Source organism: Sporomusa malonica, from assembly GCF_900176355.1.
Lineage (GTDB): Bacteria > Bacillota > Negativicutes > Sporomusales > Sporomusaceae > Sporomusa > Sporomusa malonica.
Genome location: NZ_FWXI01000030.1, coordinates 1 through 20,769, shown reverse-complemented (window position 1 = coordinate 20,769; position 20,769 = coordinate 1). Strand labels below are relative to the sequence as shown.

Annotated in this window: 19 protein-coding genes and 1 rRNA gene; 16 read left to right on the top strand and 4 right to left on the bottom strand. The window is 44.5% G+C overall.

Features of this window, described 5'->3' with window-relative positions:
• The first annotated feature begins 39 nt into the window (after positions 1–39).
• From thiL to rimI, 4 genes are read left to right on the top strand one after another with little or no spacing between them, the layout of a single operon-like run.
• Positions 40–1,047 (top strand): thiamine-phosphate kinase, encoded by a 1,008-nt coding sequence (thiL, locus tag B9A22_RS22630; RefSeq protein WP_084578220.1) that lies wholly within the window; start codon positions 40–42, stop codon positions 1,045–1,047.
• Positions 1,048–1,053: 6 nt separating this feature from the next.
• A complete protein-coding gene (gene tsaE / locus B9A22_RS22625; protein WP_084578219.1) occupies positions 1,054–1,548 on the top strand; it encodes a tRNA (adenosine(37)-N6)-threonylcarbamoyltransferase complex ATPase subunit type 1 TsaE in 495 nt (164 codons plus the stop codon).
• Positions 1,529–2,233, top strand: coding sequence for a tRNA (adenosine(37)-N6)-threonylcarbamoyltransferase complex dimerization subunit type 1 TsaB (gene tsaB / locus B9A22_RS22620; protein WP_084578218.1), 705 nt, complete (start codon positions 1,529–1,531; stop codon positions 2,231–2,233). Before tsaE ends, tsaB begins: the two co-directional genes overlap by 20 nt.
• A complete protein-coding gene (gene rimI / locus B9A22_RS22615) occupies positions 2,221–2,670 on the top strand; it encodes a ribosomal protein S18-alanine N-acetyltransferase (protein WP_084578217.1) in 450 nt (149 codons plus the stop codon). The genes tsaB and rimI overlap by 13 nt, the downstream gene beginning before the upstream one ends.
• Positions 2,671–2,793: 123 nt before the next feature.
• Here rimI and B9A22_RS22610 read toward each other — a convergent pair whose 3' ends face one another.
• Positions 2,794–2,994 carry an alpha/beta-type small acid-soluble spore protein gene (locus B9A22_RS22610; RefSeq protein ID WP_084578216.1) on the bottom strand — a complete coding sequence of 67 codons (201 nt, stop codon included), beginning with the start codon at positions 2,992–2,994 and terminating at the stop codon, positions 2,794–2,796.
• Between the two features lie 126 nt (positions 2,995–3,120).
• Here B9A22_RS22610 and tsaD point away from each other — a divergent pair, with 126 nt between their 5' ends.
• From tsaD to guaA, 8 genes are all read left to right on the top strand, one after another.
• Positions 3,121–4,149, top strand: coding sequence for a tRNA (adenosine(37)-N6)-threonylcarbamoyltransferase complex transferase subunit TsaD (gene tsaD / locus B9A22_RS22605; protein ID WP_084578215.1), 1,029 nt, complete (start codon positions 3,121–3,123; stop codon positions 4,147–4,149).
• A gap of 270 nt (positions 4,150–4,419) precedes the next feature.
• On the top strand, positions 4,420–5,865 hold the full coding sequence (locus tag B9A22_RS22600; RefSeq protein ID WP_084578214.1) for a histidine kinase N-terminal domain-containing protein: 1,446 nt from the start codon (positions 4,420–4,422) through the stop codon (positions 5,863–5,865).
• Position 5,866: 1 nt separating this feature from the next.
• Complete coding sequence (locus tag B9A22_RS22595) at positions 5,867–6,448, top strand: ANTAR domain-containing response regulator (RefSeq protein ID WP_084578213.1); 582 nt, start codon at positions 5,867–5,869, stop codon at positions 6,446–6,448.
• A gap of 208 nt (positions 6,449–6,656) precedes the next feature.
• Positions 6,657–6,941, top strand: coding sequence for a co-chaperone GroES (groES, locus tag B9A22_RS22590; RefSeq protein ID WP_084578212.1), 285 nt, complete (start codon positions 6,657–6,659; stop codon positions 6,939–6,941).
• 36 nt (positions 6,942–6,977) lie between these two features.
• Positions 6,978–8,624, top strand: a complete 1,647-nt coding sequence (gene groL, locus B9A22_RS22585) for a chaperonin GroEL (RefSeq protein ID WP_084578211.1) — start codon at positions 6,978–6,980, stop codon at positions 8,622–8,624.
• A 119-nt stretch (positions 8,625–8,743) separates the two neighbouring features.
• On the top strand, positions 8,744–9,391 hold the full coding sequence (locus B9A22_RS22580; RefSeq protein ID WP_084578210.1) for a hypothetical protein: 648 nt from the start codon (positions 8,744–8,746) through the stop codon (positions 9,389–9,391).
• A 57-nt stretch (positions 9,392–9,448) separates the two neighbouring features.
• Positions 9,449–10,189 (top strand): polysaccharide deacetylase family sporulation protein PdaB, encoded by a 741-nt coding sequence (pdaB, locus tag B9A22_RS22575; protein WP_084578209.1) that lies wholly within the window; start codon positions 9,449–9,451, stop codon positions 10,187–10,189.
• A 353-nt stretch (positions 10,190–10,542) separates the two neighbouring features.
• On the top strand, positions 10,543–12,084 hold the full coding sequence (guaA, locus tag B9A22_RS22570; RefSeq protein ID WP_084578208.1) for a glutamine-hydrolyzing GMP synthase: 1,542 nt from the start codon (positions 10,543–10,545) through the stop codon (positions 12,082–12,084).
• Between the two features lie 126 nt (positions 12,085–12,210).
• On the opposite strand, the gene B9A22_RS22565 is transcribed toward guaA, so the two are convergent.
• A complete protein-coding gene (locus B9A22_RS22565) occupies positions 12,211–13,128 on the bottom strand; it encodes a DMT family transporter (protein WP_084578207.1) in 918 nt (305 codons plus the stop codon).
• A 17-nt stretch (positions 13,129–13,145) separates the two neighbouring features.
• A complete protein-coding gene (locus B9A22_RS22560; protein ID WP_084578206.1) occupies positions 13,146–14,345 on the bottom strand; it encodes an MFS transporter in 1,200 nt (399 codons plus the stop codon).
• A 122-nt stretch (positions 14,346–14,467) separates the two neighbouring features.
• On the opposite strand from B9A22_RS22560, the gene B9A22_RS22555 reads away from it, so the two are divergent.
• Positions 14,468–15,277 (top strand): AraC family transcriptional regulator, encoded by an 810-nt coding sequence (locus B9A22_RS22555; RefSeq protein ID WP_084578205.1) that lies wholly within the window; start codon positions 14,468–14,470, stop codon positions 15,275–15,277.
• A gap of 194 nt (positions 15,278–15,471) precedes the next feature.
• Here the strand turns inward: B9A22_RS22555 and B9A22_RS22550 are convergent, their stop codons facing one another.
• Positions 15,472–15,915 carry a C-GCAxxG-C-C family protein gene (locus tag B9A22_RS22550; RefSeq protein WP_084578204.1) on the bottom strand — a complete coding sequence of 148 codons (444 nt, stop codon included), beginning with the start codon at positions 15,913–15,915 and terminating at the stop codon, positions 15,472–15,474.
• A gap of 694 nt (positions 15,916–16,609) precedes the next feature.
• On the opposite strand from B9A22_RS22550, the gene B9A22_RS22545 reads away from it, so the two are divergent.
• From B9A22_RS22545 to B9A22_RS22535, 3 genes are all read left to right on the top strand, one after another.
• Entirely contained in the window at positions 16,610–17,446 is an 837-nt protein-coding gene (locus tag B9A22_RS22545; protein WP_084578203.1) for a pyruvate, water dikinase regulatory protein, read from the top strand.
• Positions 17,439–20,096 carry a pyruvate, phosphate dikinase gene (ppdK, locus tag B9A22_RS22540; protein WP_084578202.1) on the top strand — a complete coding sequence of 886 codons (2,658 nt, stop codon included), beginning with the start codon at positions 17,439–17,441 and terminating at the stop codon, positions 20,094–20,096. The genes B9A22_RS22545 and ppdK overlap by 8 nt, the downstream gene beginning before the upstream one ends.
• Before the next feature lie 476 nt (positions 20,097–20,572).
• A 16S ribosomal RNA gene (locus B9A22_RS22535) occupies positions 20,573–20,769 on the top strand; the annotation flags it as partial.

Below are 20,769 nucleotides of genomic sequence, written 5' to 3'. Positions count from 1 at the left end.
AAATAGAAACATTACACAGCCGTAAAGGTGGTGTTTCATATGAATGAACTTAAAGAACTGGGCGAATTTGGTCTGATTGATTTAATTAAACAAGATACAATCAATGATCATAGTAGTGTGGTAGTCGGTATTGGTGATGATGCGGCTGTGCTTTTACCCACACCCCGCCAACTGCAGCTATTAACGACTGATATGCTGGTTGAGTCTGTACATTTTAAGTTAACGACGACAACTCCCTGGCAGCTTGGCTATAAAGCCATTGCTGTTAATCTGAGTGATATCGCCGCCATGGGCGGTGTACCCCGCCATGCCGTAGTATCGCTGGCCTTGCCTCAGTCTACTCCGGCAGAGTTTGTTACAAACTTATATAAAGGTATGAAAGAGATATGTCGTGCGTTTGGTGTGAATATTGTCGGTGGTGATACTGTGTCCAGCCCGCATGGGCTGGTGATCAATGTTACAGTAGCCGGGGAAGTTGAGCCGGCTAATTTAGTGTGCCGTTCAGGTGCCCGGCCAGGAGATGTCGTGGCTGTTACTGGTAACTTAGGCAGTTCAGCAGCTGGCTTAGACTTGCTGACAGCTGGTGAATGGGAGGATTTTGATTTTGCGTGGCCGTTGGTTACTGCTCATCTGACTCCCAGACCACAAGTCAAGTTAGGTCCAGTACTGGCAGCGGCCGGAGCCACCAGTATGGATGATATCAGTGACGGGCTGGCCAGTGAAGCGCATGAAATTGCTAAGGCCAGTCAAGTCGGAATTAAACTGTATGCCAAGCAAATTCCGCTTGCGCCTGAGCTGGCAGAAGCGGCAGGTCAGCTTAATAAACAGGCGCTTGACTATGCGCTTTTCGGCGGCGAGGATTTTCAGTTAGTATTTACTATGGAACCTGGCAATTATGAGGCACTGCTAGCTGCATACCTTGATTTGCCGGTGGTAAAGGTCGGCGAGGTTGTTGATGCTGATGAAGGCGTAACACTTGTTGATGAAGACGGACAAGCCCAAAAACTCGAAGCCAGAGGGTTTAACCATTTCCGCCAGGAGGAGTAATATTTTATGCTAGTTTTCAAGGCCAAGTCGCCTGATGAAACATTTACATTTGGGCAAAATATGGCTAAATCATTACTGCCAGGTGATGTTTTATGTTTGTCCGGCAATCTTGGCGCGGGGAAAACGCTGCTGAGTCAGGGGATTGCCGATGGGCTTAAGGTGGCTGATGCCGTTTCCAGCCCAACATTCACTGTGCTTAATGTCTATGAGGGAGTGGCCGGGAGCGGTCAGGAACTTTCTATATACCATTTTGATTTATATCGCCTGGATCATCCCGCAGAGCTTGCTGATATTGGTTTTGACCATTATGTTGCGGCTGGTGGAATCGCTATTATTGAGTGGCCGGAAAAATTTCCGGAATTCTTACCAGAAGAGCATCTGTGGCTGACAATCGAGCCTGGTGATTGTCCTAACGATCGCGTTATTTCTCTCAAGGCTGAGGGGGCGCGGTATACCGAGCTTTGTGAGGAGTTGAAACAGTTTGCCCATACTTGCTATTGATACAGCCACCCTTGTGTCTAGCGTGGCGATTGCCACACCGGATACGCTGGTGGCTGAACTTACTATACAGACACGAAAAACGCATTCTGAGCGGTTGATGCCGCATATCGCCAGTCTGCTCGCTATGGCGGAAATTCCGCAAAATCGTCTTAAAGCAGTTGCTGTAAGCATAGGTCCAGGTTCGTTTACCGGTCTTAGGATTGGTTTAGCGACAGCTAAAGCATTGGCTTATGCGCTGAATATTCCGCTCATTGGTGTACCTACTTTGGCAGCTCTGGCTTTTGCCTGTCCGTCACCAGGCGCATTGTTGGCACCGATGCTTGATGCACAAAAGGGTAATGTTTATTTAGGTTTATATGAATGGAATGCTGGCGCTCTAGAAGAAGTCCAGCCGCCGCGGGTGGTAGCCTTTACTGAGGCAAATGCAGAGCTTACCGCAAAAGGACAGCCTGTCCTTTTGCTGGGAGAAGCCGCTGTCATGTATCGTGACGATATTGCTCACCCTGCGCCGCCGCATGTTGTTATGCCGCGAGCCGGTAGTGTGGCCGTTATGGCCCAGCAGATGTATGCTCAAGGTGTTAGACATGATGTAGCTACGTTAGAGCCATTATATATCAGACGTTCAGAAGCCGAAGAACTCTGGGAACGGCGGCAGTCACAGGAGTCCGGTAAATGTCAGGCTTAAACATCAGGCGTATGCAGACGGAGGATATTGATGCTGTGCTTGTTGTTGAGAATCAAGCCTTTACCACACCGTGGTCACGCGCTGCGTTTGAAGAAGAAATTGGTAACAATGATTTGGCCCATTATCTGGTTGTTACAGATAATGGTCTAATTGCAGGCTATGGCGGCTTTTGGCTTGTTGTTGACGAAGCGCATGTTACAAACATAGCGCTTGCGCCAGAGTATCACGGGCGCGGACTTGGATCACTACTGTTAGAGCACATGATTCTTGCCGCTAAACTCGCAGGCGCAGCCAGCATGACACTTGAAGTTCGTCCGTCTAATACAGCCGCCCGAAAACTATATTCCCGCCGTGGTTTTACCGAACGCGGCATCCGCCCCAACTATTACGCCGAACTAGGCGAAGACGCATTAATCATGTGGCTTGATAAATTATAAAAAGAAGGGACCACGCTAGATTGTGGCCCCCAAGGGTGATTGTGTAAGATAACATATGCATGATTAGGCAAAAGGGTTACCAAAAAAGAAGCAGGGCGGCCGGAGCCGCCCTGTCTTTACAATCTATTGGAGAGTAGATTCATACTGCTCGATCATTTTACGAACCATGTGACCACCTACACGACCGCAGTCGGCAGAAGTCATAGTGGACCAACCTTGGCTACGAACGCGCTCGGAAATACCTAATTCATTAGCCACTTCCATTTTCATTTTGTCAAGAGCGTTTTCAGCACCTGGATTTACAGGTTTATTCGAGCGTGCCATATATTCGCACCTCCTTTCGCGGACTGAATGTTGCTGTCCTTGACTTTAATTTGGCTCGCTGCCGGGATTATAATACATCATTAAATCATGTAATAATTAGCAGACATATGATGGAGGTCTGTCCTTATGACTCAAAGTTTAACATTGGCGTTAGAAACAAGCTGTGATGAGACTTCAGCTGCCGTTGTTATGAACGGACGCACAATTTTATCCAATATTATTTCATCACAAGTGCCGACACATCAAAAATTTGGCGGCGTTGTACCAGAAATTGCCTCACGTAAGCATATTGAAACAGTTATTACGGTTGTTGATCAGGCTTTGGCAGAAGCGGGAACAACGCTGGCAGATGTTAATGCCATTGGTGTCACCTATGGCCCAGGCCTGGTCGGCGCGCTGCTTGTCGGTGTAGCTACTGCCAAGGCACTGTCCTTTGCGCTGAATAAGCCGCTGATTGGGGTCAATCACCTAGAGGGACATATATTTGCTAACTTCTTGGCACACCGTGAACTAGAGCCGCCGTTTGTGGCGCTGGTAGTGTCTGGCGGTCATACTTCACTGGTTCATTTGAAAGACTATAATGAGCTTGTGCTCTTGGGACAGACGCGCGATGACGCTGCCGGTGAGGCCTTTGATAAAATTGCCCGGGTAATGAACTTTCCCTATCCTGGCGGGCCCTATATCGATAATGCCGCCAAACAGGGGAATCCGTCAGCTATCGCCTTCCCCCGCGCTTTTTCTGGTAAAGCAGGAGAAAATAAGTTTGCTTTTAGCTTCAGCGGACTCAAGTCGGCTGTACTAAACCATCTTAACAGTGCTGCGCAGCGGGGCGAGACAATCAGTATTCCTGACGTTGCTGCCAGTTTCCAGGCAGCTGTTGTTGATGTGCTTATTATGAAAACCATAGCGGCCGCAGAACATGCCGGTGTTAACCAGATTGTTTTAGCTGGCGGTGTAGCCGCTAATTCATCGTTGAAAACTGAGCTAGCCTTGGCTGCTGGTAAGCAGGGGCTGACACTTTTTTATCCGCCGCCAGTACTTTGTACTGACAATGCTGCCATGATTGCCTGCCGAGCTCATTATCAGTATTTGGCCGGCGAGTTTGCCGACCTTAACCTTAATGCTGTGCCTTCGCTCAAATTGGGCTGTCGGTGATGTGGACAACAATAAAACGACAATTGTGGATAATGTGGGTAAGTGTGTGATAAGGGCGTTAAAAGCTCATTAGATTGACAAAGTTGTTGTGCATAACCCTGTGGATATTGTGGATAACTTCGGGGATAACAATATGAGAAATGTGGATCTGAGACGAATTAATGTAACTTTGTAAATTTGGTACCAGATAACAAGGAATTTTTATGGCTGCAGTTGAATAGTAGAGAATAGTAATGCTTGTTTTTCTTATGGGAACGGGGGAAAGTGCCTATGGGCGTAGCGGCAGATGTTTGCCGGAAAATGACAGTGTTAACTCCAAGCCAGACTCAAGTTATTGACAACGCGTCAACCGTACTGGGGCTGGCTGCTGATCTTGCACATGCGCAGGTGACGCTGTATGCTCCGGCCCGAAATGAAAATTTTTTAGCCATTGTCGCCCAAGCTAAACCCAATACCAGTTATATTGACTTTAAAACAAATATCTTGGGTAGTACTGTACAATCAGGTGAAGAGCCTTTAGTATGGCGGACACTTATTTCTGGGGCCAATATTGCAGGTCAGCGTGAATGGGAGCTGGGTATGGACGCACTTGAGATGCGGGTATACCCTATTAAAGACTCTGACGGGCAGATTATTGCCGCAGCCAGTTTTGAGACCAACAATCAGGAGGCCAGTGCCGACGGTCATGGTATGTTGGTGGAAACCGCATATATGCTGCTCTCTATGGTGGCTGCTGGCGGACCAGTGGGCCGTAAAACCTACCGGCCACTAGCAACCCGTGACGGCATTATCATTATTGATGAGCGGGGGCATATTGCATTTGCCAATTCGGCAGCTGACGGTATTTATAAAGTGCTGGGGACTAACCAGATTATTGGCCGGCGGATCTCCGACCGCCAAATCAACATGAAGTTGGCACAACAAGCGTTGTCTACTGGGCAGCCTGTGGAAAAAGAGACTGAAGCTGGTAACATGATTCTGGTACAACGGGCTATTCCCATATTTGTTGGTGGTCTTGCAGTTCGTACTGTCTTTATCCTTGCCGATGTCACCGAGATTCGGAAAAAAGAGAAAGAACTGTTGGTAAAATCAGCCGTTATCCAGGAAATACACCACAGAGTCAAAAATAATCTCCAGACCATCGCCAGTTTGCTTAGATTGCAGGCTAGGCGCACCAAGACACCTGAAGTCAAAGCGGCGCTGAGAGAAAGCGTCAACCGGATTTTGAGTATATCGGTTGTACATGAGTTTTTATCCCAGCAAGACAGAGAATTTATTGATGTGGCTGAAGTCACCAGAAACATTCTGGACTTGGTTATTCAAAACATGCTTGAGCCAGATTTTAATATTGAAACAGTGCTCAACGGCCAAACGGTTATCCTGCCGTCTGAGCAGGCCAGCAGTTTAGCCCTGGTCATAAATGAACTCATTCAGAACTCGATTGAACATGGCTTTGTCGGTCGTAAAGAGGGCCTAATTGGTGTCGATATTGCGACAACACCTGAAAGCTATCAGATAGATATCTATGATGACGGTATTGGCCTCCCTAAGGATTTTAGCCTGCAGAATACCAACAGTCTGGGTCTACAGATTGTACGGACACTAATAGAAAATGACCTTGGGGGGAAATTCCGCCTGTTTTCCAGTGCCGGAACCCATGCTTTTATCACCATTCCCCGGCTAACGGAAGGCGCTAGAGAGGCGAAGGAGGAATAACATGGACGCTTTGCGGATTGTAATTGCAGACAATGAATCAATTATACGGATGGATCTAAAAGAGCTGCTGGAAGAGGCTGGACACACTGTGGTGGGTGAAGCCCCAGACGGAGTTAAAGCAGTGGAGCTGGCCCGCAAATTTCGCCCAGACCTTGTTGTTATGGATATCAAGATGCCTGAAATGGATGGCATTACTGCAGCTAAAATCATTTCTAACGAAAAGCTGTCGCCAGTACTGCTATTAACTGCTTTCAGTCAAAAGGAGATTGTGGAGAAGGCCAAAGATTCAGGAGTACTCGCTTATCTGGTCAAGCCTGTCAAAGAAGCTAACCTGTTTCCGGCTATGGAGATTGCCCTATCGAGGTTTCAGGAGTTTGCAGAGCTTGAGCGTGAGCTGGAGGAGGTCAAGAATTCGCTTGAAACCAGAAAAGTACTTGACCGCGCCAAAGGTATCCTAATGGATGCGTACAGCTTAACCGAAAGCGAGGCATATCGACGCATTCAGCAGTACAGCATGAGTAAACGAAAATCAATCCGTGAAGTGGCTGAAGCCATTGTGGAGTCCGCCACCCGCAAACGGTAATATTGTTTTTTACTACCAGGGCAGAGGCTTTATAGCCTCTGCCCTACTATTTTTACTGGTTTTAAAAATTTTTATGGATTTTTCTCAAAATGCTCTTGATTTTTTAGGCTGAATTTTATATTATAAATTATGGAATTAGCACTCAACTTAAGCGAGTGCTAACAACAAGTAGTTAATATTAAACACACTATAAAGGGAGGTTCTTTACATGATTAAGCCATTAGGCGACAGAGTAGTAATCGAAGCTTTGGCAAAGGAGGAAGTTACCAAAAGTGGTATTGTTCTTCCTGACACAGTCAAGGAGAAGCCGCAAGAGGGTAAAGTAGTGGCTGTTGGTACAGGCCGAACTCTGGAAAATGGCCAAAAGGTTGCCTTAGATGTTACTGTTGGCGACAAAATTATTTTCTCAAAATATGCCGGCACGGAAGTCAAGGTTGAGGGCAAAGAATACCTCATCATCAGTGAAAGAGACATCCTGGCTGTTATTGAATAATCGACTATTATAAAGTGAAAGGTAGGTAATACATAAATGGCTAAACAAATTTTGTTTGACGAAGAAGCACGCCGGGCACTCGAGAGAGGCGTAAATGCTCTGGCTAACGCTGTTAAAGTTACTTTAGGACCTAAAGGCCGTAACGTAGTTCTTGATAAGAAATTCGGCGCTCCAGCCATTACCAATGACGGCGTAACCATCGCCCGCGATATTGATCTGGAAGATCCGTTTGAAAATATGGGTGCCCAGCTTGTTAAAGAAGTTGCTACCAAAACCAATGACGTAGCCGGCGACGGTACTACTACTGCTACTCTCTTAGCACAAGCCATGATTCGCGAAGGCATGAAGAACGTTGCTGCCGGCGCTAATCCTATGATTCTGAAAAAAGGCATTCAACAGGCGGTAAACGTGCTTGTTGATGAAATCAAAAAGAGCGCCAAGAAAGTCGAAACCAAAGACGCTATTGCTCAAGTAGCTTCGATTTCTGCTGGCGACGAAGAAATCGGCTCATTGATTGCTGAAGCTATGGAAAAAGTCGGCAAAGACGGTGTTATCACTGTTGAAGAGTCCAAAACCATGGGCACCGACCTTGAAGTTGTTGAAGGCATGCAGTTTGACCGCGGTTATATCTCCCCTTACATGATTACTGACCCGGACAAAATGGAAGCCGTTTTAAACGATCCATACATCTTAGTAACTGACCGCAAGATTGGTGCTATCGCCGATATGCTGCCAGTACTTGAAAAAGTAGTTCAACAAGGCAAAGAACTCTTAATCATCGCTGAAGACGTTGAAGGCGAAGCTCTGGCTACGCTGGTTGTTAATAAACTTCGCGGCACTTTCCGCGCTGTCGCTGTTAAGGCTCCAGGCTTTGGCGACCGCAGAAAAGCTATGATGGAAGATATCGCCATTGTTACCGGTGGTGCTGTTATTACTGAAGAGCTGGGCCGCAAGCTTGATAGCGTAACCCTTGAGGATCTTGGTCGTGCCCGTCAAATCCGTGTTTCCAAAGAGGAAACCACTATTGTTGACGGTAACGGACAGGCCGAAGACATTAAAAAACGCGTTAATCAAATCCGCGCCCAAATCGAAGAAACTACATCTGACTTCGATAAAGAAAAACTGCAAGAGCGTCTGGCTAAATTGGCTGGCGGCGTAGCCGTTATCCAGGTAGGTGCTGCTACTGAAGTTGAACTGAAAGAGAAGAAACTCCGCATTGAAGATGCTCTCAATGCAACCCGTGCTGCCGTTGAAGAAGGCATTGTTGCTGGCGGCGGAACCACTTTCATCGACATTCAAACTAGCTTAGACAGCCTGAAACTTGTTGGTGACGAAAAAACCGGTGTTGAAATCGTTAGACGCGCTATCGAAGAGCCGGTACGTCAAATTGCTAACAATGCCGGCTTAGAAGGTTCGGTTGTTGTAGAGAATGTTAAGAAATCCGGTAAGGGCATTGGCTTCAACGCTCTGAGCGAAGAATATGTTGATATGATCGCCGCTGGTATTGTTGACCCAGCCAAAGTTACTCGTTCGGCGCTGCAAAACGCTGCTAGTATCTCGGCTATGGTTCTTACCACCGAAACCCTTATTGCTGATAAGCCTGAAAAAGACGGCGGCGCTGCTGCTGGAATGGGCGGCATGGGTGGTATGGGTGGCATGGGCGGTATGGGCGGCATGATGTAAGCCCTCGCTTACTAACCCAATAAATTAATAATTAAGACAAACCCCTTCCCTGTGAAGGGGTTTTCTTATATACTGATATATTAAGAAAGTTAACTTTTCAGTCTATGGAGGTATTACGTTTGGAATACAAACACATTGAGCAAAGCCGCATACCAGCTTGTACTCTTGACGAACAATTATTTACCAAACTATGGGACATATTCAGCCAAGACGGAGAGTTTCTCTGGCATGCAGTTGTTGGAACCAGTGACGACCTCCTAGGGAAGACGGAAGCTGAACAACGGCCAACTCAAACGGTTGAAAGTCTGGAGCAACTGATTAGTCTGGCTAAAACTTTACCCCGGATTGATCAAATTACTTTAACTGTTGAGGTACCAGACAAAGGCACAATGGCATTGGCACTCAAAAACTTTGTTCCTGCCGGCGGTAAGATTATTATCACTGGTCAGGAAGAAGCGTGGGTAAATGAGCGGTTTGATGCTTGTTTAGAGTTGTTTCTTGCCAGAAAGCAGACCTTCAACACGCTAATCTACACCCGGCTTGGTTTTGGTGTTATCCAAACAGCTATCCCACTTAGTAGTATGTTTATTTTTGTCATGCTGGCAGCTGGGTTACTTATTCCTAGCGATATAAGACATAGTCAGTGGATTTGGTGGATAACGGCAGCTACTGTTGTTGTTACTTTGCGGCTGGCTTATACGGTGTCAGATAAAATGATCATTTATGCTTTGGAGAAATACCCCTATATAAAGTGGCAAGCGAGATAGCATAAACGCCCTTCCTGACGCATACATACTACTGTATCTGCGGAAGGAGGGGGACCTATGATTATTAATTTGCACCGCCTGTTTTATCACCGGAATATTTTTTACAGCATCATTGGCTTGTTTGCGATAACGGCTATGTATGTACAAGTGACAGATATAATCTCCGGCGGACCTATGGCTATTGCCGGGACCCGTACTGATCAAAAGGTGATAGCGCTTACGTTTGATCATTCGTGGGGCAATAAATTTACACCGTCAATATTAGATACATTGCAGAAAAACAACATAAAGTCGACATTCTTTATTATGGGGCCATGGGCTACGAAGTTTCCCGAAGTGGCTCAGCGTATTGCAAAAGATGGCCATGAGATTGCAAGTCATGGTTATCGGCATGAAAATTATGGCGATATGTCGCCTGAATGGGTGAAAGAAGATATTACCAAAGCCCACGGACAAATTAAAGAGGTTACCGGTGTGGAACCGCGGCTCCTGCGTCCGCCAAATGGCCACTATAGCCAGAAGTCGTTAAAAGCCACTGATGAGCTAGGATATAAAACCATTATCTGGAATGTAGATTCACTGGACTGGAAAAACCCTGGGCGGGATGTAATTGTTGAACGCGTCATGAAGCGGATTAAACCAGGTGCTATTATTTTGATGCATGCTTCTGATACTCCGGTGCAAACGGCCGAAGCGTTACCGATTCTAATTGAGCGGATTAAGGCCGAGGGATATACCTTTGTTACTGTGGGTGAGCTTTTAGAAAAGTATAGCGATAAAGGGATACAGAGGCATTAAGAAAATTTTATTGGAACAAGTATGAGATTGCCACGCTACTGCTCGCAATGACCGATGGTCGGTTTTCAGCGAACATAGTGATGCGATCTCATTTAACTTTATGATCATATTTTCCTTACTTGGCAGGAATTTGGTGATATGTAGCGAATAGAAGAAGATTGCATAAAGTTTCAGACATATGCCGATAACTAAAATTGCCGACAATTGTCTGATCTGGAGCTATGGTATACGCGTCAGGTAGCTCTGCTAACCTATTACAAACTGGCTACGGCTTAGGACTGATTGAGCGCGTGCTGATCAGTATACAGTAAACCTTAATCCAATGGAGCTAATTAAAGGGGGATATCTAAACGATGACGACAGTTAAACAAGAAATGATTTTAGTCATGGATTTTGGTGGCCAATACAGCCAGCTAATTGCCAGACGAATCCGTGAATGCGGAGTATACTGCGAAATAGTACCTTTCAATACTAGTATTGATAAAATCCGCCAGATGGCGCCTAAGGGCATCGTTTTTTCTGGCGGCCCGTCCAGTGTGTATGGTGACGGCGCACCCAAATGTGATCCGCTGGTATTTGAGATTAACCTGCCGGTTCTTGGCATTTGTTATGGTATGCAGCTAACAGCCCATACCTTAGGCGGTAAGGTGGCGCACGCTACCTCGCGTGAGTATGGCAATACACGTCTGTATGTGGATAAAAATGATGGTGTATTTACCGAAGTCAATGCCGAAACTCAAGTGTGGATGAGCCATGGCGACTATATTTCTGAACCGCCAACTGGTTTTTCTATTACGGCGCATACCAACAGTACGCCGGTGGCTGCAATGGAAAACAGTAGTCGGGGTATTTACGGTGTACAGTTTCACCCTGAGGTTGTCCATACCCCTGAAGGAATGCAGATGCTGAAGAATTTCTTATTCAACATTTGCGGTTGTACCGGCGAGTGGAACATGGGCTCTTTTGTTGACCAGGCCATTGCCAAGATTAAGGCGCAAGTAGGGGATAAACGCGTACTGTGCGCGTTAAGCGGCGGGGTAGATTCATCGGTTGCTGCTGTACTAGTGCATCGGGCTATCGGCGATCAATTGACCTGTGTATTTGTTAATCATGGCTTTTTACGCAAAGGCGAAGCTGAACAGGTTGTTAAAACCTTCCGGGACGGCTTTAAAATGAATTTGGTATATGTCGATGCTGTTGACCGCTTTATGTCCCGACTGAACGGCATTACTGAACCGGAACAAAAACGTAAGATTATTGGCGAAGAGTTTATTCGGGTATTTGAAGTCGAAGCCAATAAATTAGGTGATATCGATTATCTGGTACAGGGGACGCTGTATCCTGACGTTATTGAAAGTGGTACAGCTACTGCTGCTGTTATCAAGAGCCATCATAATGTCGGCGGTTTGCCTGAGGATATGAAGTTTGAACTGATCGAACCGCTGAGAGACTTATTTAAGGATGAAGTTCGTGCTTTAGGACTGGAAATTGATCTGACTGAGGATATTGTTTATCGTCAGCCTTTCCCTGGTCCAGGCCTAGCAATACGAATCATTGGCGAAATTACCGAAGAACGTCTGGAAATTCTCCGTGAAGCTGATTCTATTGTGTATCAAGAGATTAAACGTGCTGGTTTGTACCGTAAAGTGTGGCAGTCATTTGCCGTGCTTCCTGCAATGAAGAGTGTTGGCGTTATGGGTGACGAGCGGACCTACGCATATACAGTTGGTCTTAGAATTGTTGAGAGCGAGGATGGAATGACATCTGATTGGGTACGCTTGCCATACGAGGTGCTTGACGCAATCTCGCGGCGCATTGTTAATGAAGTTAAAGGCGTAAACCGGATTGTTTACGATATTACCTCCAAACCACCTTCTACAATAGAATGGGAATAATCTAAAACAAAAAGCCTGCAATCCTACAAAGTGTTGACTTTGCTGGGGTTGCAGGCTTTTTGTTTTTGGGGTTAGGTAAGGTTGTATTACATATCTCTTGCGTAGCTGACGTGTTTTAAGCCGTAATTAACAGTATCTAGTGCGTTTAAGTCTACTGATAAGATCTGTTTTGGCAATAATTAGTCCTAAAAATACAAAAAGTGATCCCAAAAGCTGACTTAAATTAATTGGTTCTTCTAAAAATAAGGCACCTAAAAACATGCTGGTTATAGGAACAACATAATGATAGATTGTAGTCTTCACCGGACTTGTTTGCTGAACGCCTTTGTACCAAAAAACGTATGCGGCTATTGTTCCTAAAAAGATTATAAATAATAGTTTTAGCCAAGTTGCATAGCAAATAGCAGATAATAAAAATTCCGGATTTTGATATATAGTATAGAGGAGGATTATGGGAAGTCCACACAGCATGGCCACTGCTGTAAGCTTTATCGGGGAATAATATTCGAGTAATGGTTTGGCAATAATTGCGTAGAGAGCAAACAATAAGGAACCGCTTAAAACCAGCAAGTTGCCGACAAATACACGTGAATTAAAGCTAAACTCTGTTCCGGGGGTATTGCTAATAATCAGATATATTCCCCCAAAAGCCAATAAGGTTCCAGCCCATATTTTTCGACTAACTTTCTCCTGTTTGATGGCAATTGCATAAATTCCGGTAAAGATCGGCGATGTGGAGATTAGGAGTGCCGCGTTGGCGGCAGTAGTCCGGTGGATACCACACGTCCAGAGAACATTATATAAACCCACACCAAGTAACCCTAACATCAGTATGCGGCTATAATGGTTTTTACTAATCCCGATCCCTTCGCCACTAATCAGTAAGTAACTGATTAGCAAGGTTGTACTGGCGATAAATCGAATGAGCATAAATTCGTTTTCAGAAATAGATTGCAGAATTGACTTCACTAATGGATAGTTTATTCCCCATATAAGGGCGGCAGTTATCGCAAAGCCATCTCCGGACAAAAAGGGTTTATTCATTTTGGCACATCCTTGTATTACGCCTCATTGGAAAACTCGTTGGCATTGTTAGAGGAAAAACTTTTGGACAGATTCAGTAAATGAAAGCTTACTAGAGCTGTTATGCCTGCTCCAATCAGGATCTTTTCTACTCCGAACAAATTTGCTAGATATCCTCCGGCTAACATAGAAATAATCGCGGGAGGAGTCATTATTGCGGTAACCGAACCGTAAACTCTTCCACGCATATGGATCAGTGTTGCCTTATCTCTTAAAGAATGAAGACCTACAAGTGTTGAATAAAATACAATATAACTAAGAAAAACAAGAATCAATGCAGCGTAAAAATCATGTAACAGGCCAAGCAGAATAAAAGAAGCGTAGTGAAGAGACAACCCCCAAAAAATTAATGAGGAATACGGGACACGCTTAACCAACCAAGGACCAACCAGGCTTCCTAAAATACTCCCCACACCAATGGCAGTCATGAACAATCCATAGTCGGTGTCACTTCGGGCAAGATAGGATTTAATATAAATCACGAACAGTGAAACCTGTAAACCAATAAACAGTCGCCACAAAACACCTACAGAAAGCAGAAATCTGACATCCTGATTCCCTTTCATGTATTGCAAGGCTTCTTTAAGACCGGCTATTGTTTTTTGATTTTTTGTTGCTGTAATTACAGATGGTAATCGAATTTGGGTACAAAATACTGACGCCATGAAATAGATAATGCTTGTGCAGTAAAATAGTGATGTTACACCCAAGGTAGTGCTAACCAATCCTGCCAGCAGCGGGGCACACACTTTAGCCGAATTAAGCAGGATTAATACCAACGAGTTACCATGTAAATAGTTATCTTGTGTCATGATTTCGGTCATAAGTGCTGTTCTGACATTGAATATAAAGGTCAAAAATACCGAAATCAAAAGCCAGACCAGATAAATCCAGGCAATGTCTGAATGCAACACCATTAGGGCAACCAGACATCCTGTTATAGCAGTTACCCAGGCAAAGACTTTTTTTCTACTATACTGATCGGCAATAATGCCATAAAAGGAAGCAAAAATCCGTGGTAAGAAAGTTAAAGCAACAAATACTCCCACTTTAAAAGCACTCTGACTCATTTCATACACATAGAGAGTCATACCAAAAAAAATAAATTCGTAGCCAAAAGCCGACAGCAGGTAGGCAGTCAGGAAGTTAGCCATATTCCATTTGTTTGCTGTATGCATGTTTTCACCCCTTATTTAGTAATATGTGCTATATTGTAATAGATAGTATGAATTTTATATTGTATTTTCTTGCTGTGTGAATTCACAACTGAGTAGTAATTTAACGCAGGGGGGGATTTGGTTTGAAAGAGAAAATTCAATTTTTTCGGATTAAAGATATACCGGATCTGGAGTTATACAGAACGTCTAGTGTTGCTCGTTCTGTCCCGCGTCACATTCACTGTGTGTTTAGTTTAAGTGTGGGTGAGGCGGGGGTTGGTCTTCATGAGACAAAGCTTGGGAAATATTATATAACGCCTGGTAGTATTGTTGTTGTAAATGCTGATACAACACATAGCAGTAGTGTGCCTAGCGGCTATACTTATTCGAGTCGCTCTATTCGAATCGATACGGTGTTGCTCGGGTCGCTGATGCAGGAAATAAGTGGACAAAAGCACGATATATTGGCTCTTAAACAACCTGTCATATACAACCAGATGCTAGCTCAACAGATTCTCGGCTTACACACCTTATTGGCAGGTTCTGCGTCAAGACTGGAAAAAGAATGTCTTTTGCTGGATACTCTTGCAAAGCTATATACTCATTATTCCTGTGAAGGGATAAAACCAGTTACTATGGGTGATGAGCGTACTCCCGTATCTCGCGTTTGTGAGTACCTGCAAGATTGTTTCAATGAAAATGTGTCGCTGGACCAGTTAGCTTCCATTGCAGGGCTTAGTGCATTTCATTTAGCCCATGTATTTACAAAAGAAATTGGTGTACCGCCTCATACCTATCAATTGCAAGTCCGTTTAAAAAAAGCTACTGATTTGTTAGCTTACGGTAAACCGTTGGTAGAGGCTGCTCTTGAAACAGGATTTTGTGATCAAAGTCACTTTCAAAAAGCTTTTAAAAAGAAATTTGGTATTTCTCCTGGACAATATAAATGGTAAATAATTAACAAATGTTTAGAAGAAAAGAAGCGCAGCCTGCTGTTTTGCCCTGGCGACGCTTCTTGTTTTGATTTATTTAATCAATTTTGTAGAAGGTTTGATTAAGAGCATTTAGACTATGTTCACCATGAGCGCAATACACCCGTCAGAGCTAAGCACATTAAGCATCTGTGGTCTTATTACTCGAAGGTTTTTTACAATTTACCTGCCAATAGTTCTTCGAGAATTTCCGCCGCACTCTGATCTAATCCAGGGCAAATATTCTTAGTCAGCCCTTTTTCTTTGATAGTCTTCATTCCTTCTTCGGTGCTCATGTCATAGCCTAGCAGCTCAGTACAGGAGATCGAGCCATGGAGATCGATAAATCTTTTGGTGAACTCCTTGACAAGACCATATATTTCACTTCTCGATTGGGGATTACCAATTTCGTACGTTAGGCCCAACACCAGAAAAGCCCCTGTTACTGCTCCGCAGGTTTTACCCATACCACCCATCCCACCGCCAAAAGCTGCTGCAACTTTTATTGCCAATTCTTTAGGCATTCCAAAGTATTTTCCATAAACGGAAAGCATGGCTTGTGAACAATTGATGCCACCTTCACTATGTAGGGCTACAACCTGCAATGCATCTTTACTCATTTTATCTCTCCTTTATGCTTTTTTGACCGTTCCAACGGCTTGTTTATATTATAATAGCTGCTGGTTTGTTAGAATTGTATTTTCTTGCTAGAGTCTGTTACAGAAATCTGAGGTTCTTGCTTATAAAGAATAGGCGAATTCCTGGTATACCAAAATAACGACCTCGTCGACGCCAAAGCGCGGTACAGCAGTTTCGAAATACGTTTACTTTGCACAATGTTGGACGGGGCAAACAAGAACGGTAGCGTAAGCAGCGGACTTACAGAAAGTTCAAGCACATAATGCGGATAACATGGTTAGTTGAGTGGCTTTTTTGTATTCAATAGCTATTACAATCAGTTGTAATATCTGGCGGTTTCAAGAAAACACAAAGGGCGAGAGTCAAGTAATTATGGGCAACTATAATCGTTTATAACTAGGGAGCAAAATTGAATGGGAATAACCAAATGAAAAAACTATGGACGGCCAGTTAGTCTGAACCCATAGTTTTTTTTTCTAATCAGGAGGAAATGAAGATATTGTGTTGAATAAAAAGATAAATAGGCTATACTAATGGTCTTAAAATAACTATTTAGCATATTATATTAATAAATTAGGAGGGTTGCAAAAATCGGTAGAAGGGTTAGATATTCTATTGTTTAATTATGTATAATAATTAACAGCGTTTGGGTATTGGTTATCTGGAAGGGGGGGGATGGTTATCAACGCAGGCAATAGTGTGCTAACAGTGTATATTCTGTCAGACTCAATTGGCGAGACTGGTGAGCTTGTAGTAAGAGCGGCTGCTAGCCAATTCGACGGCGTTCTTATAGAGATTAATCGCAAGCCCCATCTTAGCTCAATTGAAGGCGTAGAGGACGCATTAAGTGAAGCAGCACAAGCTGGTGCGGTAGTCGTATATACGCTAGTTCGAGCGGATTTAATAACTTGTTTGCAAGCAGAAGCTGCCAAACTTGGCATACTAACCGTAGATATTATGAATCCGGTTATCGGCGTTTTAGAAACCATGACTGGCTTAGTGCCGCGGCGTGAGCCTGGCCTTATCAGAAAAGTTGACCAAGCCTATTTTGCTAAAGTAGAAGCGATCGAATTTGCCGTAAAATATGATGACGGTAAAGACCCGCGAGGCCTGGAAAAAGCCAACCTAGTAATCATCGGGGTATCACGTACCTCCAAAACACCGCTATGCATGTACTTGGCCCATAAAGGCATCAAAGCCGCCAATGTGCCGCTTGTCGCTGAAGTGCCGCTGCCATCCGAACTTTTTAATTTACCGGTAAACAAAGTGATTGGACTGACAATTAAACCTGATACTTTACAGGAAATAAGGAAACAGCGGCTAAAATCTATGGGCTTATCAATAGAGACTGATTATGCAAATAGGGAGAGAATCCTAACAGAATACGAATATGCTTGGTCGATCATGCGTAAAATTGGCTGCACTGTTATCGATGTGACAAACAAATCTATAGAAGAGACGGCAGCTAATGTACTTAATATTTATCGGAAAGGGGTAGGTATACATGTCTAAATTTGTTTATCTATTTAAAGAAGGCCGGGCTGAGATGAAGGCCTTGTTGGGAGGTAAAGGTGCCAATTTGGCTGAAATGACCAATATTGGTTTGCCTGTACCGCCAGGAATGACCATCACCACTGAAGCATGTACCGAGTATTACCGCTTAGACCGCAGGCTGCCTGAGAACCTGATGGATGAAGTAAAACGGAATTTAGCCGTTGTTGAGGAACAGGCAGGCAAAAAATTTGGCGACCTTGCCAATCCCCTCTTGGTATCGGTACGATCAGGTGCGATGTTCTCCATGCCAGGCATGATGGATACCATCTTGAACCTGGGACTTAATGAAGAGACTGTTCAATCAGTTGCAAAAAATACCGACAATCCACGGTTTGCGTATGATGCCTATCGCCGGTTTATTCAGATGTTTAGTGATGTTGTCCTGGAGATTCCTAAATATGAGTTTGAAGATTTACTGCATAACCAAAAAGAAGCGCAAGGCGTAAGATACGATCAGGAGCTAACTGCTGAATCACTACGTAAGGTTATTGATAGCTATAAAAAGTTAGTACAAAATCGAACCGGCCACCCATTCCCGGAAGATCCAATTGAACAACTGACTTTGTCTATTGAAGCAGTATTCCGCTCGTGGAATAATGACAGGGCCATCATCTATCGTAACCTTAATAAGATTGACCATGATCTTGGAACCGCAGTGAACATTCAGTCCATGGTATTCGGTAATATGGGCAACGACTCAGGGACCGGCGTAGCCTTTACCCGCAACCCCTCGACTGGAGAGAACGTATTATATGGCGAGTTTTTGACCAATGCTCAAGGTGAGGACGTTGTTGCCGGTATCCGTACTCCGAGACCGATTGCTCAGCTAAAAGATGAGATGCCTGAGCTGTACAATGAGTTTGTCCGAACTGCCCGGCTGTTAGAGAACCACTACAAAAATATGCAGGATATTGAATTTACCATTGAGCGCGGGCGTCTATATATACTCCAGACTCGTAATGGCAAACGGACGGCCCAAGCCAGTGTTCGGGTTGCGTATGAGCTAGCTCAAGAAGGACTAATAACAAAATCGCAGGCGCTGCTACTGATAGATCCCGGCCAGCTTGATCAATTGCTTCACAGGCAGATTGACAGCGAGGCTAAACTTAATGTAATTGCCCAAGGGTTGCCAGCATCGCCAGGTGCAGCCTCAGGGCAGGTTGTATTTGATTCTGACGAGGCGGAGCATTTAGCCAAGGCTGGTAAAAAAGTATTGCTAGTGCGCACAGAGACTACTCCTGATGACATTCACGGTATCGTTGCCGCTCAGGGTATTTTGACAAGCCGGGGCGGGATGACTAGCCATGCTGCTGTAGTGGCCCGTGGTATGGGTAAGCCATGCGTCTGTGGCTGTGAAGCCATTAGAATCGATTATATCAAACAAGAGTTTAGTGTGGGTTCGGTGATTGTTAAGCAAGGTGAACTTGTATCGATTGACGGTGCTACAGGGCGCGTGATCTTAGGTCAAGTACCGATGAAAGATCCGGAAATTTCGTCTGAGTACACAACCTTGTTAAGCTGGGCCGATGAGGTAAAAACCCTTGGAATACGTGCTAATGCTGATACGCCCGAAGATGCTCAAAAGGCAAGGGAGTTTGGTGCTACAGGTATTGGTCTGGTCAGAACAGAGCATATGTTTATGGGACAAGATCGATTGCCTTTTGTACAGCAAATGATCTTAGCTGAAACATTAGAAGCTAGACAAGAAGCGTTATCTCATCTTTTACCTATGCAAGAAGGTGACTTCTACGGCATATTGAAAGCCATGGAAGGGTATCCCGTGACCATTCGTCTGTTGGATCCGCCTCTTCATGAATTCCTTCCAAGTCTTGAGGAGCTTTTGATTGAAACTACTGAGCTTAGAGTAACTGGGAAGGATAGCGCCCTGCTGGAAGAAAAATTACAGCTATTGAAAAAGGTGCGAAACCTGCACGAATTTAATCCAATGCTGGGGCATCGCGGCTGCCGTCTGGGAATAACTTTCCCAGAGGTTTATGAAATGCAGATGCAAGCGATCTTTAACGCGACAGCAAGACTGACGCAAGAAGGCTTCAAAGTTTTACCAGAGGTCGAAATTCCACTAACAATCGATGTAAACGAAATGAAATTCTTCAAGCAGAAAATTGATGCTATCGCGGAGAGCACCATGACAGGGTTTAATGTAAAATTCCATTATGCGATAGGTACCATGATTGAAATGCCGCGAGCTTGTGTTGTTGCAAACGAGCTGGCAGAATTCTGTGATTTCTTTAGCTTTGGTACAAACGACCTGACTCAAACCACGTTAGGATTTAGCCGGGATGATGCAGAAGGAAAGTTCCTGCCACATTACCTGGAGCGAAAGATTTTAAAAGAGAACCCATTTATTGTTCTTGATCGCAAAGGTGTTGGCGCATTAATGGAGATGGCTGTACAACGCGGGCGGCAAACCAAGCCTGCTCTAGAGATCGGAATTTGTGGTGAGCATGGCGGTGAACCGTCTTCGGTTGCATTCTGTCACCAAATAGGTCTTAATTTTGTTAGCTGTTCCCCTTACCGAGTGCCAATAGCCCGGTTAGCTGCTGCACAAGCCGCTATCAGTGAAGGCGAGATTATCGGAACCCGATAGTAGTTGTTGTGAAACAATAATAGGTACCTCCAGGTGCACATTTCTGTGCTGCCTGGGGGTATACTATCCTAATAATTACAAAGAATATGTTTGTTGACATAGTGTCAAAGTATGTGATACTATAAGAAAGTCGCTAATCGCTGCGACAAAATATTCCAAGCAATCGATATATACCGGTTATATAGGAATAAGAATTCGAGAAAAAAGATATTGACACAGTGAGATAGACGTGCTAATATATAAAAGCTGTCGAATTCAGCAGCAGTGCAAAACGACAACAATCGGTCCCGGACAAAGCGTATCATCCATGATACGTCCGTGACACTAGTGCATCCATGCACGTCGTTCCCTGAAAACTGAACAATGTAAAGTAATGCATCATAAAAATGCCAGATGTGCGTGCGTGTCGCAAGACACAAACCAAAAACAAATTTTGATTTATATTGAGCCATTAAATGGCTCCAATAAATATAACTTTATTGGAGAGTTTGATCCTGGCTCAGGACGAACGCTGGCGGCGTGCCTAACACATGCAAGTCGAACGGAGTATTCATTTATGGATACTTAGTGGCGAACGGGTGAGTAACGCGTAGACAACCTGCCTCTAAAATGGGGACAACACCGCGAAAGTGGTGCTAATACCGAATGTGGTATCTCGGTTGCATGACCGAGA